The organism is Salinimicrobium gaetbulicola, from assembly GCF_042676025.1.
Classification (GTDB): domain Bacteria; phylum Bacteroidota; class Bacteroidia; order Flavobacteriales; family Flavobacteriaceae; genus Salinimicrobium; species Salinimicrobium gaetbulicola.
This window is the reverse complement of sequence record NZ_JBHTJP010000032.1, coordinates 307,618-323,598: the sequence shown is the minus strand read 5'-3', so window position 1 is coordinate 323,598 and position 15,981 is coordinate 307,618. Positions and strand designations below refer to the sequence as shown.

Annotated in this window: 13 protein-coding genes; 12 read left to right on the top strand and 1 reads right to left on the bottom strand. The window is 37.6% G+C overall.

What is annotated here, in order from left to right:
• The first annotated feature begins 13 nt into the window (after nucleotides 1-13).
• The 12 genes from ACFQ1G_RS02970 to ACFQ1G_RS02915 all read left to right on the top strand — a co-directional run bounded on the left by ACFQ1G_RS02970 (nucleotide 14) and on the right by ACFQ1G_RS02915 (nucleotide 15,211).
• Entirely contained in the window at nucleotides 14-955 is a 942-nt protein-coding gene (locus ACFQ1G_RS02970) for a GNAT family N-acetyltransferase (protein ID WP_380736782.1), read from the top strand.
• Nucleotides 956-2,161, top strand: a complete 1,206-nt coding sequence (locus tag ACFQ1G_RS02965) for a hypothetical protein (RefSeq protein ID WP_380736781.1) — start codon at nucleotides 956-958, stop codon at nucleotides 2,159-2,161.
• A gap of 25 nt (nucleotides 2,162-2,186) precedes the next feature.
• Complete coding sequence (locus ACFQ1G_RS02960; protein WP_380736780.1) at nucleotides 2,187-3,149, top strand: polysaccharide deacetylase family protein; 963 nt, start codon at nucleotides 2,187-2,189, stop codon at nucleotides 3,147-3,149.
• Between the two features lie 37 nt (nucleotides 3,150-3,186).
• Nucleotides 3,187-4,350 (top strand): glycosyltransferase family 4 protein, encoded by a 1,164-nt coding sequence (locus ACFQ1G_RS02955; protein WP_380736779.1) that lies wholly within the window; start codon nucleotides 3,187-3,189, stop codon nucleotides 4,348-4,350.
• Nucleotides 4,351-4,456: 106 nt separating this feature from the next.
• Complete coding sequence (locus ACFQ1G_RS02950; RefSeq protein ID WP_380736778.1) at nucleotides 4,457-6,226, top strand: ABC transporter ATP-binding protein; 1,770 nt, start codon at nucleotides 4,457-4,459, stop codon at nucleotides 6,224-6,226.
• 5 nt (nucleotides 6,227-6,231) lie between these two features.
• The gene (locus tag ACFQ1G_RS02945) at nucleotides 6,232-7,191 is read left to right on the top strand and encodes a glycosyltransferase (protein WP_380736777.1); all 960 of its coding nucleotides are present in this window, start codon (nucleotides 6,232-6,234) and stop codon (nucleotides 7,189-7,191) included.
• A 316-nt stretch (nucleotides 7,192-7,507) separates the two neighbouring features.
• Entirely contained in the window at nucleotides 7,508-8,113 is a 606-nt protein-coding gene (locus ACFQ1G_RS02940; protein WP_380736776.1) for a sugar transferase, read from the top strand.
• A 36-nt stretch (nucleotides 8,114-8,149) separates the two neighbouring features.
• Complete coding sequence (locus ACFQ1G_RS02935; protein ID WP_380736775.1) at nucleotides 8,150-8,812, top strand: acetyltransferase; 663 nt, start codon at nucleotides 8,150-8,152, stop codon at nucleotides 8,810-8,812.
• 24 nt (nucleotides 8,813-8,836) lie between these two features.
• A complete protein-coding gene (locus tag ACFQ1G_RS02930; RefSeq protein WP_380738441.1) occupies nucleotides 8,837-10,000 on the top strand; it encodes a DegT/DnrJ/EryC1/StrS family aminotransferase in 1,164 nt (387 codons plus the stop codon).
• A 5-nt stretch (nucleotides 10,001-10,005) separates the two neighbouring features.
• Nucleotides 10,006-12,024, top strand: coding sequence for an SDR family NAD(P)-dependent oxidoreductase (locus ACFQ1G_RS02925; RefSeq protein WP_380736774.1), 2,019 nt, complete (start codon nucleotides 10,006-10,008; stop codon nucleotides 12,022-12,024).
• Nucleotides 12,025-12,058: 34 nt separating this feature from the next.
• Nucleotides 12,059-12,820: a polysaccharide biosynthesis/export family protein gene (locus ACFQ1G_RS02920; RefSeq protein ID WP_380736773.1), complete on the top strand. Its 762-nt coding sequence runs from the start codon at nucleotides 12,059-12,061 to the stop codon at nucleotides 12,818-12,820.
• A gap of 3 nt (nucleotides 12,821-12,823) precedes the next feature.
• Complete coding sequence (locus tag ACFQ1G_RS02915) at nucleotides 12,824-15,211, top strand: GumC family protein (protein WP_380736772.1); 2,388 nt, start codon at nucleotides 12,824-12,826, stop codon at nucleotides 15,209-15,211.
• Here the strand turns inward: ACFQ1G_RS02915 and ACFQ1G_RS02910 are convergent.
• The gene (locus ACFQ1G_RS02910; protein ID WP_380736771.1) at nucleotides 15,189-15,947 is read right to left on the bottom strand and encodes a tyrosine-protein phosphatase; all 759 of its coding nucleotides are present in this window, start codon (nucleotides 15,945-15,947) and stop codon (nucleotides 15,189-15,191) included. The genes ACFQ1G_RS02915 and ACFQ1G_RS02910 overlap by 23 nt on opposite strands.
• Nucleotides 15,948-15,981 lie beyond the last annotated feature (34 nt).

Genomic DNA, 15,981 nt, shown 5'->3' with positions numbered 1-15,981 from the left:
ACCTCAGAACTACATGGAAATTAGAGAAGGTACAAATAAGGATATCCCTGGTATTTTAAAGGTATTGAAAGCAAGCCTGGGAGAGACTTCCTCCAGGAAAACTGAAAATGTTTGGCGTTTTAAACATGTCGATAATCCTTTTGGTGAATCCCTGGTTTTATTGGCATTAGAGAATGAGGAAGTCATTGGTGTAAGAGCCTTTATGCGTTGGCAATGGCAGAAAGGCGAGGAGGTATTTTCAGCTTTTAGAGCAGTAGATACAGCTACCCATCCGGACCATCAGGGAAAAGGTATTTTTAAGAAATTAACGTTGAAAGCCCTGGAGATCGGGAAAGAACGCGGAGATAATTTTGTTTTTAATACCCCAAACTCCCAGAGCAAACCTGGATATCTGAAAATGGGCTGGAAGGAAGTTGATAAATTGAAAGTCTCTTTGAGGCCCGTAAATCCATTCTTTTGGAAAGGAAGAAACGGTAAATATACTTATCCAACAAAGTGGAATAAATCCGGTTCCCCGGATTTTCTGAAAGCTTTGCAGGAAGAGAAAGCCGCGACGGGACAATTATTCACTCCCAAAAACCTAGAATATCTTTGTTGGCGCTATGTGAAAAATCCGTTACAGGACTATCATGTGGAAGCGACTCCCGATTATTTTCTGGCAGGATATGTAAAGGATCAGGGTAAATTCAGGGAGTTGCGTATTTCCGAAGCTTTAAAATCGCCCGGATTGCCAGAGAAAATACTTCGTCGGGAAGTGAAGAATTGGGCAAAGAAATATGGCGTACAGGTTATTAGTTGCAGTCCGGACTCAGGGCTGGATTTCACATGCTCCATAACGGGTAAATTTGGACCGGTGCTTACTTTTCGTGATATGGCATTAGCCGAAAATGATAAACAGAAATTTTTAAATCTGGATTCCTGGGCATATAGCACAGGGGACCTGGAATTATTTTAAATGATAGGAGCCCTCGTATTATTGATCTTTTTATTTCTGGTAACCCAGGCAATTTTTAACGGGTTTGAAAGGAAGCATGGTTTCTTTTCTAAAAAGTTAATGAATACGTTGTTTTTCTACCATCTCTTTTTTGCGATTGTTTATTATACCTATGCTTTATTTAACCCATCCGATTCCAAGAAATATTTTGAAAGACCTCAATATGATGGCTGGGCCTGGACAGATTACTTCGGAACCAGTACTACCTTTATAGATTTTCTATCTTATCCTTTCATCAATTTCCTTGGTTTCAACTATGAAATGATGATGTTACTGTATGCGTATATGGGCTTCCTTGGGTTTGTATATGCGTATTTATTTTTTAGAGAAAATATTCCTATTAAAATCGAGGTATTTAAAGTTGATCTTTTAGTACTTCTCATGTTCCTTCCCAATATGCATTTCTGGACCGCCTCCCTTGGAAAAGGCGCACCTATTTTTCTGGGTTTAATGATGTATGCCTATGCTCTTAAAGATGCAAAATCGCGTTGGTTCACTTTGACATTAGGATCAGCTCTCATCTATTTTATCAGGCCTCACGTATTTCTTTTCGTGGCAGTAGGAACTATTCTCGGCTATTTGACCGGGCGAGAACAAATTTCCCTTTCCAGAAAATTGATGATCACATCAGTAATGATCATCGGGTTGGTACTGGCAAAAGACACTATTTTACAAATGGCTGGGTTGGATGGGTCCGGGGATATCATACAAGAATTTGAGAATTTTTCAGAAACCAGGTCTTCAGAATTAAGTAAATCAACATCAGGAGTAGACATGGCATCTTATCCTTTACCTCTTAAACTATTTACTTTCTGGTTCAGGCCTCTGTTCTTTGATGCTCCGGGATTTCTGGGGATCATCGTATCTTTTGAAAACCTTATTTACCTACTGTTATTTTTTAAGATCCTGAAGAAAGATTTCATCAGTTTTATCAGAAAATCACCAATTAGCGTAAAAATGAGCCTGACGGTATTTTTCCTTTCCTCACTGGCATTAACCTTTGTCATGGCTAATCTGGGGATTATCATGCGTCAAAAATCGATGGTGATGTACTTTTTATTCTTTGTGATCTTCTATTATTTGGCACAGCAGAAATATGACAGGATCATGAAGCTGAGAAGGTTGAAAAAGGCAAAAGAGGAAGCCCTAAAAGCTGAAGCTTGCTAATAATTATTATATAAATAAAGCCAGAATGGATAACGGTAACTTAGTGATCTCGCTTGATTTTGAACTCTTATGGGGAGTTTTTGATAAGGTCGATCACAAGGAAAAAGTGACTTATTTTAAGAATACACGGGAGGTGATTCCTCAAATTTTAGAGGTTTTTTCTGAGAATGGGATCTCCTGCACCTGGGCTACCGTTGGAATGTTATTTAATAAGAACTGGAATGAATGGTCCCAAAGTTTTCCTCAAGAATTACCTTCTTATGACAATGCAAACCTTAATGCTTATGACTTCGGAAGGTCGATAGCTTCCAATGAAAATGCTTCATTGTGCTTTGCTCCGGAATTGATCCGAAAAATCAGTAATACCCCCGGGCAAGAACTAGCGACCCATACCTATAGCCATTATTATTGTTCAGAAAAAGGTCAAACTCCTGAAGCTTTTAAAGCGGACCTGGAAATGGCTATTTCTAAAGCAAGAGAGATGGGTATTGAGTTAAAATCTCTTGTTTTCCCCAGGAACCAGTTAAACGAAGATTATTTGAAGATATGTCATAACCTTGGGATAACCTCGGTTAGATCCAATCCTTCCAGCTGGTACTGGCGAGATACCGAGGATTCTACCTTTTCAAAAAAGCTATTTAGAAGTGGAGACGCCTATTTTGGGAAAAATGACAAATCCTATCCAATTTCCAGGATCAAAAAAGTAACCGGAAAACCTCTTGAGCAGCCTGCAAGTAGGTTGTTAAGACCGGTATCTGGATTTTCATTTATGAACGAACTTAAAATTAAGCGAATTAAATCTGAAATGATCCACGCGGCAAAAAATAAGGAGATATATCATTTATGGTGGCATCCTCATAATTTTGGAAGCGACCCTGAAAGAAGTATGGAAGAATTAAAAGAGATCGTTTCCTGTTACAGGGAATGCAATAAAAAGTATGGCTTTAAATCTCTTTCCATGAAGGATCTTTCAGCCTTAGTAAACTAGTAAGTCCCAACTTTTAACCATAACCAAACTTAATTGAATGAATACTTTAATCCGCATAACTACTATTCCATTATCACTTGAAAAATTACTTGAAGGGCAATTGAATTTTATGCAGGATCATTATCGGGTGCTGGCAGTTGCTTCAGAGGAAAAAAAACTTAAAAAGTTGGGTGAATCTCTTGGGGTCGAAACATTTTCCGTAGAAATGACCCGGAAAATAACTCCTTTTAAAGACCTCAGTTCGGTAATTAAACTATTTAAGCTTTTTAAAAAGGAAAAACCTTTGATCGTTCATACTCATACCCCTAAAGCAGGGATTGCAGGGATGCTTGCGGCTAAAATGGCAGGGGTACCCATAAGGTTGCATACTGTAGCAGGTTTGCCACTTCTTGAGGCAAAAGGAACTACCAGGAAGATGCTGGAGGCGGTGGAAAAGATCACATTTGCAAGCGCAACTAAAGTTTATCCTAACTCTCACAAAATAAAGGAATTTCTTATTGAAAATAATTTCGGGCCATCTAAAAAATTCAAGGTTATAGGTAAAGGAAGTTCAAATGGTATAGATACTTTATATTTTGATCCTGAATTATATACAGAAGAGGATAGACTTAGGCTTCGAAAAGAACTCAATATTCCTGAAGAACATTTAGTGTATATATTTGTAGGCCGGTTGGTAAGAGATAAAGGAATTAATGAACTGGTAGAAGCTTTTCAGGAGCTGAACAAAGAGTTCTCAAACTCTTCTTTGATACTGGTTGGTCCTTATGAAGCCGGACTAGACCCCCTTAAAGATTCAACTTTAGAAAAAATCAAGATAAATCCTCATATCCACGAAGTAGGATATCAGAATGATGTGAGACCTTTTCTGGCCTGCTCAGATGTACTGGCTTTTCCCAGCTATCGGGAAGGTTTTCCGAATGTTGTTTTGCAGGCTGGAGCAATGGGATTACCGTCTATCGTCACAGATATTAACGGATGTAACGAAATAATCAAAGAAGGAGAGAACGGGACGATTATCCCGATTCGGGATGAAGCCGCACTTTACGATGCCATGAAAATGATGATCTTAAAGGAGGAGAAGCGGGAATACATGAAATCAAAATCCCGGAAAATGATCAAAGAGGATTATGAAAGAGATGTGATCTGGAAAGCCATTTTGGAAGAGTATCAAGTCTTGGAAAAAGAACTTAAGTCTACCTAAGAGTATTGTCTTTCAAGTAGTTTATCAATATACTTATTTAAGAGAAAATCGTTATCTGCTGTAATTTCGTAGATTTGAGAAACAACAGCTCCAAACAAAGGTTCGTGTGAAAAACAAATTCAGGTATTTTTCTTATTTCTACAAGTATTTGGGGTACCGCCTCTGGATTACTTTTTTCGTTAGTTTATTCGTGGGTCTTCTGGATGGAATTGGGTTGGCATTGTTTTTACCCTTATTGAAGTTGGTGACCAATGGTGAAACTGGCGATCCTTCGGGAGAAGACCCCGTAAGTGAATTTGTCGTGAGCTATTTAGGGGTTTTTCCTACTTTGATCAATATTCTTGGCCTGATTTTAATCTTTTTTTCTTTAAAAGGGATTGCTAAATTTCTGGAAGGGTATATCAGGGTGAAATATCAGCAATACTTTATGAGTAGGTTAAGGATCTCAAACATTGATCTTTTGAACTCGTATGAGTTTAAACATTTCGTTAAGGCAGATGTTGGTAGAATTCAAAATACCTTCACCGGGGAGGTGAGTAAAGTGAATACGGCATTGAGATATTATTTTAAGTCTTTTCAATATGGAGTGCTGGTACTGGTGTATGTGATCATGGCTTTCATAGCCGATCCTTTGTTTTCTTTCATGGTGGTTGCTGGAGGGATTCTCGTCAATTTTCTTTTTAAGGAACTTTATAAAAGAACCAAATATTTTTCCAGGAAACTAACCTCTCAAAATCACACATTCCAGGATCTTCTTATCCAAAAAGTGGCATTTTTTAAATATTTAAAAACGACCGGATTAAATGATGCCTTCGGAAGAATGCTCAAAAATAAGGTGAAAGTATTGGAAAGATTGCAATTGCGTATCGGGATAATTGATTCCCTTCTTGCTGCACTTCGGGAACCTGTTGTGGTTTTAATTATTGCCATAGCTATCTATCTACAGGTGGGTTATTTTTCAAATGATGCCGGCCTTGTTATCTTAAGCTTACTCCTTTTATACAGGGCATTGACATTTTTTATGAGCACTCAGGAACAATGGAATTTCTTCCTGGGAGTTTCGGGATCTTTGGAGAATATGGAAAATTTTTCCGAAGAATTAAAAGCCGGAAAAGAAATTAATGGTAACCTTAATTTTATAGGACTTCAAAAAACCATTTCCTTCAATAAGGTTTCTTTCAATTACGACGGAAAAGAAGTTCTTCATGACATTGACCTTAATATTGATAAAAATGAGACAGTAGCTTTAGTTGGGCCGAGTGGTTCAGGAAAATCCACTTTTATAGGTCTTATCTCCGGATTACTTCGACCCAGTAAAGGTGAGGTCTTAATTGACGGGACTGCTCTCACAGATCTTAATTTATCTTCCTTAAAATCACGGATAGGTTATGTTTCTCAGGATGTTAATGTCTTTAATGATACCATTTTTAATAATGTTACCTTTTGGGCAGAGAAGACCTCCGAAAATCTTAAAAGATATGAGACCGCTGTAAAAAAGGCGGCTATAGATTCCTTCATTAATGAACTCTCAATGAAAGAAGAAACTCTTCTCGGAAATAATGGGATTAATCTAAGTGGAGGACAAAAACAAAGATTAGCGATTGCCAGAGAATTATATAAAGAAGTCGATCTTTTACTAATGGATGAGGCAACATCTGCTCTTGACGGGGAAACCGAAGCCATTATTCAGCAACATATTGAGAAATTAAAAGGGAGTCTTACCATAATAGTTATTGCTCACCGCTTAGCAACTATAAAAAATGCCGATAAAATTGTAATTCTTAAAAATGGTAAGATTCAAGAGGTTGGTAGTTATAAAGATCTGATGGAAAGATCGAAAGAGTTCAAAGAAATGACGGCACTTCAAAATCTTTAGGATAATTGAATTATAAGGGGGCAAATAAGACAAAATATTTTGGTGCGTTCATTATGACCTATGAGCGCTCCGAAATTTTAAAGTGCACTATTCAGAACTTAAAAAATCAAAGTTTTCCTCCGGAATATATTCTGATAATCGACAATAGTGAAACTGAAAACACGGAAAACCTGATAAAGAAATTAGAAGATCCAAACCTTGGGTATTATAGAGTAGGCTATAATTCAGGTCCTGCAGGAGCGGCAAAATTTGGTTTGGAAAAACTGGTATCTCAGGGATTTGAGTGGATCTATTGGGGTGATGATGATAACCCTCCAAAAAATAATACCTTCTTTGAGCACCTTTTTTCAAAGATGGAACGACATTCCAATGAGCTGGAATATCCAATTGGCGTAATTGGAGGTAGAGGAGGAAACCTAAACAAAATAACTGGCAGAATCAGGTCACTTAATAACAAACAGCTTAAAAAAGCTTCTTTAGTGGGAGTAGATTATGTGCCGGGAGGACATACCATGATAGTGAATTCCCAGGTGGTTAAGAATAAAATTTTACCTGATGAAAAATTATTCTTCGGATTTGAGGAACTTGACTTTTGCTTAAGAGTTCAAAATAACGGGTTTAGTATAGTGATAGATACCGAAGAATGGATCAAAGATCATGTAGAGGCAGGTAATCTTTCGCCAGAGTACAGGTGGAGAGGTTCCTCTTTCGGTAACCCTGAAACACTGTGGAGAAGCTATTACAGTACGCGTAATTTGTTTTTACTTTATAGAGACAATAAGTTTTTTATGGCCTTTACATTCCTGTTTTTCAAAACTGTTTTGAAATCAATAGCCGGTTTCAGACATGGACTATCTTACGGTAAACAAAACTTCAGGGTCCAATGGCAGGCGATTATTGACTTCCTATTAGGGGATTTCGGAAAAAGTAAGAACTTGGAGTTTATCCTGCATAAAAGAGGTTAAATCAGTTGAAAATACTAAACCAGGGGATGAAATTCCTTAAGATTGGGAATTTCGAAATTCTTGATTAAAGTTTAATTAACATACCAAAAATCACTCTTAACATAATATTGGAGTCTCCAGGAAATAATTTTGCCTTCAAACATCAGGACCGAACCATCACAGAAAGAATAAGATAGATCCCATTATTTCCCGATAAATCTAAAATATAAACCTCTGTAAATTAGGTTGTAAACTTGAATTTCTGTAAGAATTTTTAACAAAACTTTACGTGGGGGCTTCGTAAGAAATCCCTTAGTTTTGTCTTAAAGCGTTAATAGTGTATCAAAAGTTTTTTAAGCCCCTCATGGATATAACGGTAGCGTTTATAGCACTTATTGTGTTTTTACCGGTATTCATCCTTGTTTTTGTAATACTCTTTATAGTGCATAAAGAAAACCCTTTTTTCCTACAGGTTAGACCGGGAAAGGATGGAGAATTATTTAAGATCATCAAATTTAAAACGATGACCAATGAAAAAGATGAAAATGGGACTTTATTGCCAGATTCAGATAGATTAACCCCGATAGGGAAATTTATTAGACGGACTTCTTTAGATGAGATTCCTCAATTATTAAATGTTCTGAAAGGAGATATGAGTTTAATTGGGCCAAGACCTCTGTTGCCGGAATATCTTGATCTCTTTAATGATTTTGAAAAACAAAGACATCAGGTAAAGCCGGGTATTACAGGGTGGGCTGCCGTAAACGGTAGAAATGCTATAAGCTGGAAAAAGAAGTTTGAATATGATGTATGGTATGTGAAGAATATTTCCTTTTCTCTGGATCTTAAAATAATAAGAAAAACCATTCTAAAAGTTATTAAATCAGAAGGTATAAATATGGATAACGTTGCAACCACAGAACCATATAACGGAAATAATTAACCGAATAAATTCAATAATTGATTATTTAACTAATCCATGAAGAGAATTGTTGTCATTGGAGCTTCAGACCAAAGTCGCTGTACAATAGATGTTATTGAACAGTCTAAGACTTATGAGATCCTGGGTGTATTGGATAAAAACCTTTCTCAAGGGGAGCGGTTTGCCGGATACACTATCCTGGGCTACCTGGAGGTCATTGAAGATCTCTTGGCCAATGATGATTTTATTGGTGGCATAGTGGCAATAGGTGATAATTTTACACGGCGCAAAGTGGTGAAAGAGATCGAAAATTTGTATCCCGAGTTTCAATTTGTAAATGCGATTCATCCTTCGGTCATTTTAGGAAATAATGTGAGGATTGGTAAAGGTTCGTTAATAATGCCGGGTGTTATACTAAATAACAATTCCGGGGTAGGCGACCACTGTATATTATTGACACGATCTTCATTGGATCATGATTCTACACTCGGAAATTACTCTAGCTTAAGTCCAGGCGTTACAACTGGTGGAAGAGTAAGTATAGGAAAGTGTTCAGCTATAGGAATTGGAGCCAATATCCTTCATTGCAAAACTATAGGGAACCATTGTGTAATTGGTGGAGGGGCATTGATCAACAAAAATGTTGAAGACGGTTCTGTCGCTTATGGGGTACCTGCACGAATTGTTAAAAAGAGGAAGAAGAGTGAAAAATATCTATAATTTTCAAAGAAGATTTTAATGGGAATGAACCAACCAAAAATATGGCTGTCGTCTCCACATATGGGGGGTAAAGAGCAATTTTATATAGATCAAGCATTCAAGCAAAATTGGATAGCTCCCTTAGGTCCTAATGTTAACGGATTCGAGGAGGATATAAAAAATTATTTGTTCCAGGACGGTAAGGGGGAAATAGCCGCCTTAAGCTCTGGTACCGCTGCTTTGCACTTAGCTCTTATTCTATTGGGAGTTGAAGAAGGGGATGAAGTTCTTTGCCAAAGCCTCACTTTTGCGGCCTCTGCCAATCCAATAGTCTATCAGGGAGCAACTCCCATTTTTGTAGATAGTGAGGAGGACACCTTGAATATTAGTCCATTTTATTTAGAGGAAGCTATTAAAGATCGTTTAAGTAAAGGAAAAAAGCCCAAAGCGATCATAGCAGTACATCTCTACGGAATGCCTTATAAAGTAAAGGAAATTCAGGAGATTGCAACTAGGTATGAGATACCTGTAATAGAAGATAGTGCCGAAGCTCTTGGAAGTTCATATGAGGAACGAAAGTGTGGAACCTTTGGTGATATTGCCATTCTTTCTTTTAATGGGAATAAAATAATTACAACTTCCGGAGGAGGAGCCTTAGTGTCCAAAGATCCTGAGGTCAAAAGAAAAGCGATCTTCCTGGCTACACAGGCCAGAGATCAGGCACCCCATTATCAGCACAGTGAGGTTGGTTATAATTATCGCATGAGTAATATATGTGCCGGAATAGGGAGGGGTCAGATGGAAGTTCTTGATGATCATGTAGCGAAGCGAAGGGCTATGCACGACCTTTATAAAGAATTTTTTATAACTTCAGAAAATGTTAAAGTACTATCAGAGCCGGAGGAAGGGATCTTTTCCAATCATTGGCTTACGGTGATACGGTTTTCAGAAAACAATGAATTTTCTGCGGAAAGTTTAAGAGTTTTCCTAGAAAAAGAGAACATTGAAAGTAGACCGCTTTGGAAACCTATGCATATGCAACCGGTTTTTAAAGAGGCACCATATTATGGAGGAGATGTAGCCTCGAGAGCTTTTGAATCAGGTCTTTGCCTGCCATCAGGTTCCAATCTGACCAGGGAAGAAAAGGACCGGATATTTAAAGCTTTAAACGGTTATTTTGAACAGAAAAAAGTAGGGCTACAAACATAGGAGGGATGGGAAGAAAATTTAATTCAGCTATACAGCAGATCTTAGCAAAGGAGAATAAGCTTGACATAAGAAACATCAAGTATCTTCCGCGTTGGTCTATTTTAGCGATCGACACCTCGATCATTATCCTATCAGCCGTACTCACGGTTATAGCCTTAAATGACCTTACGGAACGGTTTTATGACACTTTGAGTCTGCCTGTGAGAATGTCCCTAGTAGTTTTCGTGAACATTCTTTATTTCTTTGTATTTCACACTTATGCCGGTCTTATAAGACATTCCTCGTTTTTGGATGCCTTAAAGATCATGCTGGCTTGTTTCTGTACCTTTTTAAGCTTATTATTTATAAATTATACTACCTACGCTATTATAGGACAGAAAATTTATCTGGTAGCTGCTCTCATATTTTATTTCCTGATATCATTCTCAATGCTGTTTCTCTTTAGGCTAACAGTGAAGCAGGTATATGAATACTTTAAACGTACCCAGGAAGAAGGAAATCTCCAAGACGCATTTATTTTTGGAGCCGATGAGAACGCAATCTCTATTGCCGGGGCACTTGAAATTGAGCATCCCAAACGGTTTAAAATTAAAGGTTTTATTACCAATGATAGTTCTCGTGGAAATGTGAGAATCCTTGATAAACCGGTGATTTATAACGGATTGAAAGTTAGTAAGGAATTGGATTCCTTGGGCGTCACAGCGCTAATTCTTTCTGGAAATTCGCTTACTGCGGAAGAAAAATTCTCTATTGTTGAAGATTGCCTTGAACATAATATTCAGGTCTATAATGCGCCAATTGTTTCCAATTACGAAGATGAGGCTACATTATCGAATAAGGTAAAATCCCTCCAGATTGAGGATCTTTTGGATAGAGAGCCCATCCAACTCAATAAAGAGAATAAACGCCAGCAATTAACCGGGAAAACAATTTTAGTTACGGGGGGAGCAGGTTCTATTGGAAGTGAGATCGTTAGGCAGGTTGCAGATTACCAGCCTCTGAAACTGTTGATATTGGATCAGGCTGAAACTCCTTTACACAATCTTCGTCTTGAAATCCAGGCAAAATTCCCGGAATTAAATTTCAAGTGTATAATTTGTGATGTAGGGAACAGGAATAGACTGGATCACCTTTTCAAAAGGTATAAAATTGATGTGATCTACCATGCTGCTGCTTACAAACATGTTCCTTTGATGGAAGAGAATCCCCACGAAGCGGTATTTGTAAATATTCAGGGAACCAAGAATATGGCAGACCTGGCAGTGAAATATGATGTGGGACATTTTGTAATGGTCTCTACAGATAAAGCCGTAAATCCAAGTAACGTGATGGGAGCCTCTAAAAGGGCGGCTGAAATGTATGTTCAATCTCTTTATCACAGTTACTCCGGAAGTGATATAAAGACAAAATTTATCACTACCCGCTTCGGAAATGTACTTGGGTCGAACGGTTCTGTAGTTCCGTTATTCCGAAAGCAAATTGAAAAAGGAGGACCGGTAACCATAACCCATCCAGATATCATTCGCTATTTTATGACCATACCTGAAGCTTGCCAGTTAGTTCTGGAAGCAGGGGCTATGGGAAATGGAGGAGAGATTTTCATTTTTGATATGGGAGAACCAGTGAAAATTATGGATCTTGCTATAAAAATGATAAAACTGGCAGGTTTTACTCCTAATAAACATATTGGCATCCGTATCACAGGATTACGTCCGGGTGAAAAATTATATGAAGAATTACTGAGCGACAAGAGTAAAACCCTTCCTACGCATCATAAGAAAATTATGATCGCGCAGGACCACCCGGGTAATTATGAGCAAATTAAAAACTCTATTGAAGGAATCATAAGTGCTGCAGAAAGGTTAAAAGCTCAAAAAGTAGTAGCTGAATTAAAAAGTCTTGTACCCGAATTTAGAAGTAATAATTCAACTTTCGAAAAACTGGATAAAACCAAAAGTTTAGATGATGAGCCGTTAAACGAGAATGAGCCGTCAAATGTCGAACCTCAGAAAAAAATAAGTTAGAACCTACTTTAAAGTTAGCTACCAATTCACCATTATGAAGAAATTCTTGTATGTTATTTTAAGCCTCCTGCTGTTTGCAAGTTGTTCCTCCCGTAAAGAGATTGTCTATTTCCAGGATGTTGATAGGATTAAAAGCTTTGATTCCATCAGGCAATTTGAACCTAGAATTGAGGTGAACGATGTGCTTAACATCAATGTTTCCTCATTAAATGATGAAGTTGTCGAACCCTTTAGAATGGATATTGGAAATAGATCAGGCGCTGGGAATACTGGAAATAATAATGCCTCACTTCAAGGCTATTTAGTAGATGTGGATGGGAGTATTCAATTTCCTGTTTTAGGGAAGATCAAGGTTGAAGGCTTAACCAGAAGCCAATTAGAAGAAGACCTCACACGCCAATTAAGAGAGTATGTCACAGATGCGGTAGTGCGGGTGCGCATTGTAAACTTTAAAATCACCGTTCTTGGTGAAACGGGAAGTAGTGTGATAGATGTACCAGATGAACGTATTTCTGTACCGCAAGCCATTGCAATGGCCGGAGATGTCACTTATGACGGAAAACGTGATAATATCCTTATAATTAGAGACAACAATGGGAAATTATCTTACGGAAGAATTGATCTCACCAGTGCAGATGTCTTTAAAAACCCCTTCTATTATTTAAAACAAAACGATATTGTCTACGTAGAACCTACATATAGAAAAGTAAAATCAGCCGGATTTATCACAAGTTGGCAGGGCATTGTCTCAATTGTTACTACAGCTTTTGGCTTGGTTGTACTTTTTACAAGATAGTTTATGGAAGAATTAAATGAATTTTCTGAAAAGAAAGAATCAAATTTCGACTTAAAGGCTGAAATTTATAAATATCTGGCCCATTGGAAATGGTTGGTATTAGGCTGTCTATTGGGTTTAGCAATTGCATATTTATATAATCGCTACACCATTCCTGAATTTGCTACAGAATCTTCTATGATGGTACTTAGCAATGAAAAGAATAATGTTGTAGGCGCTTTGCCTTCCGGGGGAGCTTCAGTTTTAGCTTTTTCCGAGAATACTTTAGATAACCAGATAGAGACCTTGAAGTCTAAACGGCTGGTAGAAAAAGTTGTTGATGAACTGGATCTCAATGTATCGTATTTTGAAGAAGGAAACGTTATCGCCGTAGAGGTATATAAGAACTCACCTTTAATAATCGAATTTTTATCTCCAGAGAAAGTAGTTCATGAATCTTACCTAAATATTAATGTGACTCCCGAAACGGCTGACACGTTTACTCTTGTAGAAGAAGATCTTGAATACTCGAAAGTTCATAATTATGGAGAGCCTATTGAGTTGAACGGATTGAAATTTGTAATTAAACCCAGAAAAGAGGAGGTTAGAACAAAGAATACTTTGAATATCCAGGTAAAACCTTTGAGGTATGTTGCAAATGAACTGGTTTACAAAATGACAATTTACCCAAAAGGTAAGGCAAATGATATCCTAACATTGTTTATTCACGGAGCGGTCCCGGCAAAATCACAGGATTTCCTGAATAGCCTAATGTTCCATTTTAATGCTGATGGTGTGGCCGATAAACGTCAGGTAGCAGAAAACACGGCTGCTTTTATTCAGGAACGGCTGGAAATCATTTCTCAGGAACTTGATTCTGTTGAGGGAGGAATAGCCGATTTTAAAAGGGAGAATCGAATTATGGACGTTTCCAGTAGTGCAGGAGAGTATATGTCCAAATCTTATCAGGCAGAAGGAGAGATTTTTAAATTGGAAACTGAAAGGATGATCCTGGATGCTCTTAAGGATGCACTGAATTCAGCTGAACCTTATAGATTGCTACCATCGAACATGGGAACATCTGAAGGTGGTATAAGTTCTCTTATTTCAGAATACAACACCTTGGTACTGGAAAGGAATGCCTATCTGAAGACTTCTACACCAAAGAACCCGGTAATAATTGGTATTACTGAAGAATTAGACGCTTTAAAAGAAAATTTACTTGAAAATATAGAAAGTACCAAGAGGTCTATTCAAATCCAGTTAAGAGAGTTAAATCAGCTGGAAAGAAGCGCTGATGGACAGTTCAGTACCTTTCCGGGGCTGGAAAAGGGTATAAGAAGTATAGAACGACAACAGCAGATTAAAGAGCAGCTGTACTTATTTTTACTTCAACGACGTGAGGAATCTGCGATCTCCTTTGCTGCAACTTCGCCTGTTGCTAAAGTGATTGATCCTGCATTTACTTATAACCAACCGGTAGATCCTAAACCATGGGTGATTTTGACAGGTGGAGCTGTAATTGGTTTTCTAATACCCCTGTTGGTAGTTTTCGTCATAAACTTTTTGGATACAAAAGTGCATCACAAAGGAGATCTCCAACCACTTACAGATCAGATTCCTTTCTTGGGAGAAATACCAAGGGTCGCAAGTGATCAAAATGAAGTGATTCAGGTGAATGATAGATCTCCTCTGGCAGAATCCTTCCGAATATTAAGAACCAATCTTGCATACTTTGTACAATCCAGAAATCGTGAAAAAGCCGAAGTAATTTTTGTCACCTCGACGATTAAAGGAGAAGGAAAGACATTTGTTTCCTTTAACCTGGCCCGCACCCTTGCGAGCACAGGTAAAAAGATCTTGCTGATTGGTGGGGATATCAGGAATCCCAAGCTTCATAAATACTCAGAGGAAACTTTGGAAACAAAGGGACTTTCAGATTTTCTGTATGATTTTGATACACAACCTGGTGATATTATACTATCAACACGCCAGGATGATATTCCGGTAGATGTGGTGTTTTCAGGAGCTATTCCGCCAAACCCGGCAGAATTGTTCATGAATGATCGGATGACGAAATTCCTCGACCAGGTGAAAGAAAGTTATGATTACGTGATCGTAGATACAGCGCCGACAATGATAGTGACAGATACCTTACTGATAAGTCCCCAGGCCGATACTACCATTTATGTAACCAGGGCAGGGTACACTGAGAAAAAATTATTAGAGTTTCCAATTGAATTAAAAAAGCAGGGTAAATTAAAAGGCTTGGCAGTCGTTTTAAATGATGTTGATTACAAGAAATTCTCATATGGAGCCAAATATGGTTATGCCTATGGCTACGGATATGGTTATGGAGTCGATGAAGAAAAGGGACTAAAAAAATTTTTTAAGAGGAAAAAGCAGGCATAAATGCATGTTTTGTATTTTCAATAATAGGTTTTAATGTATTGAATCTCTTTTCTGAAATTTTTGCTGTAGAAAGCTTTTCTAAATGACGAAGTTGATGGGTGTCTGAACCAATAAAATCTATCATGTCGTTATCTAGAAGCATCAATGCAACCTCCTGGATATTGCTCCCGTAATGACCTATCAGGCTTAAAATATTCAATTGAAAAGAACACCCACGTTGTTTTAATTCATGGTATTTTTCAAGCTTTTTAGAATGGAAGTAAGCATATCGCTCAGGATGAGCTAAAACAGGTTTGTATTTTTTGGTTTGAAGTTTAAATAATATCTCATTCAAGTTAATGGGTGGCTGGAAATAAGACATCTCGACCAACACCAGGTTTTGATTTAGACAAAGGAGATCCTCATTTTCCATTAATTCCATAAAAGAATGATCCATCATATATTCAGCTGCAGCTTTGATATTGATGTCATTTTTACCTGAGTTATGAAGAGCCTCCTTAAGTTTTGAGAGGGCATTATTGATTGTCTCTGGAGTATTGGGGTAATAGTCATTCATAACATGTGGAGTAGCTATGAAATTTTTGACTCCCAATTCTCCAAATTTGTCAATAAGAGCAAGGGAATCTTTTATTTCTGAAGCGCCGTCGTCAATGCCTGGTAAAATATGATTGTGGATATCAACTGCTCCTTCAAGAAGGTCTTGAAGAAAGAATTTTTTCTTAAAAATGGAAAACATTATTTATGATAATTTTTGGGATGTAAAATTACAG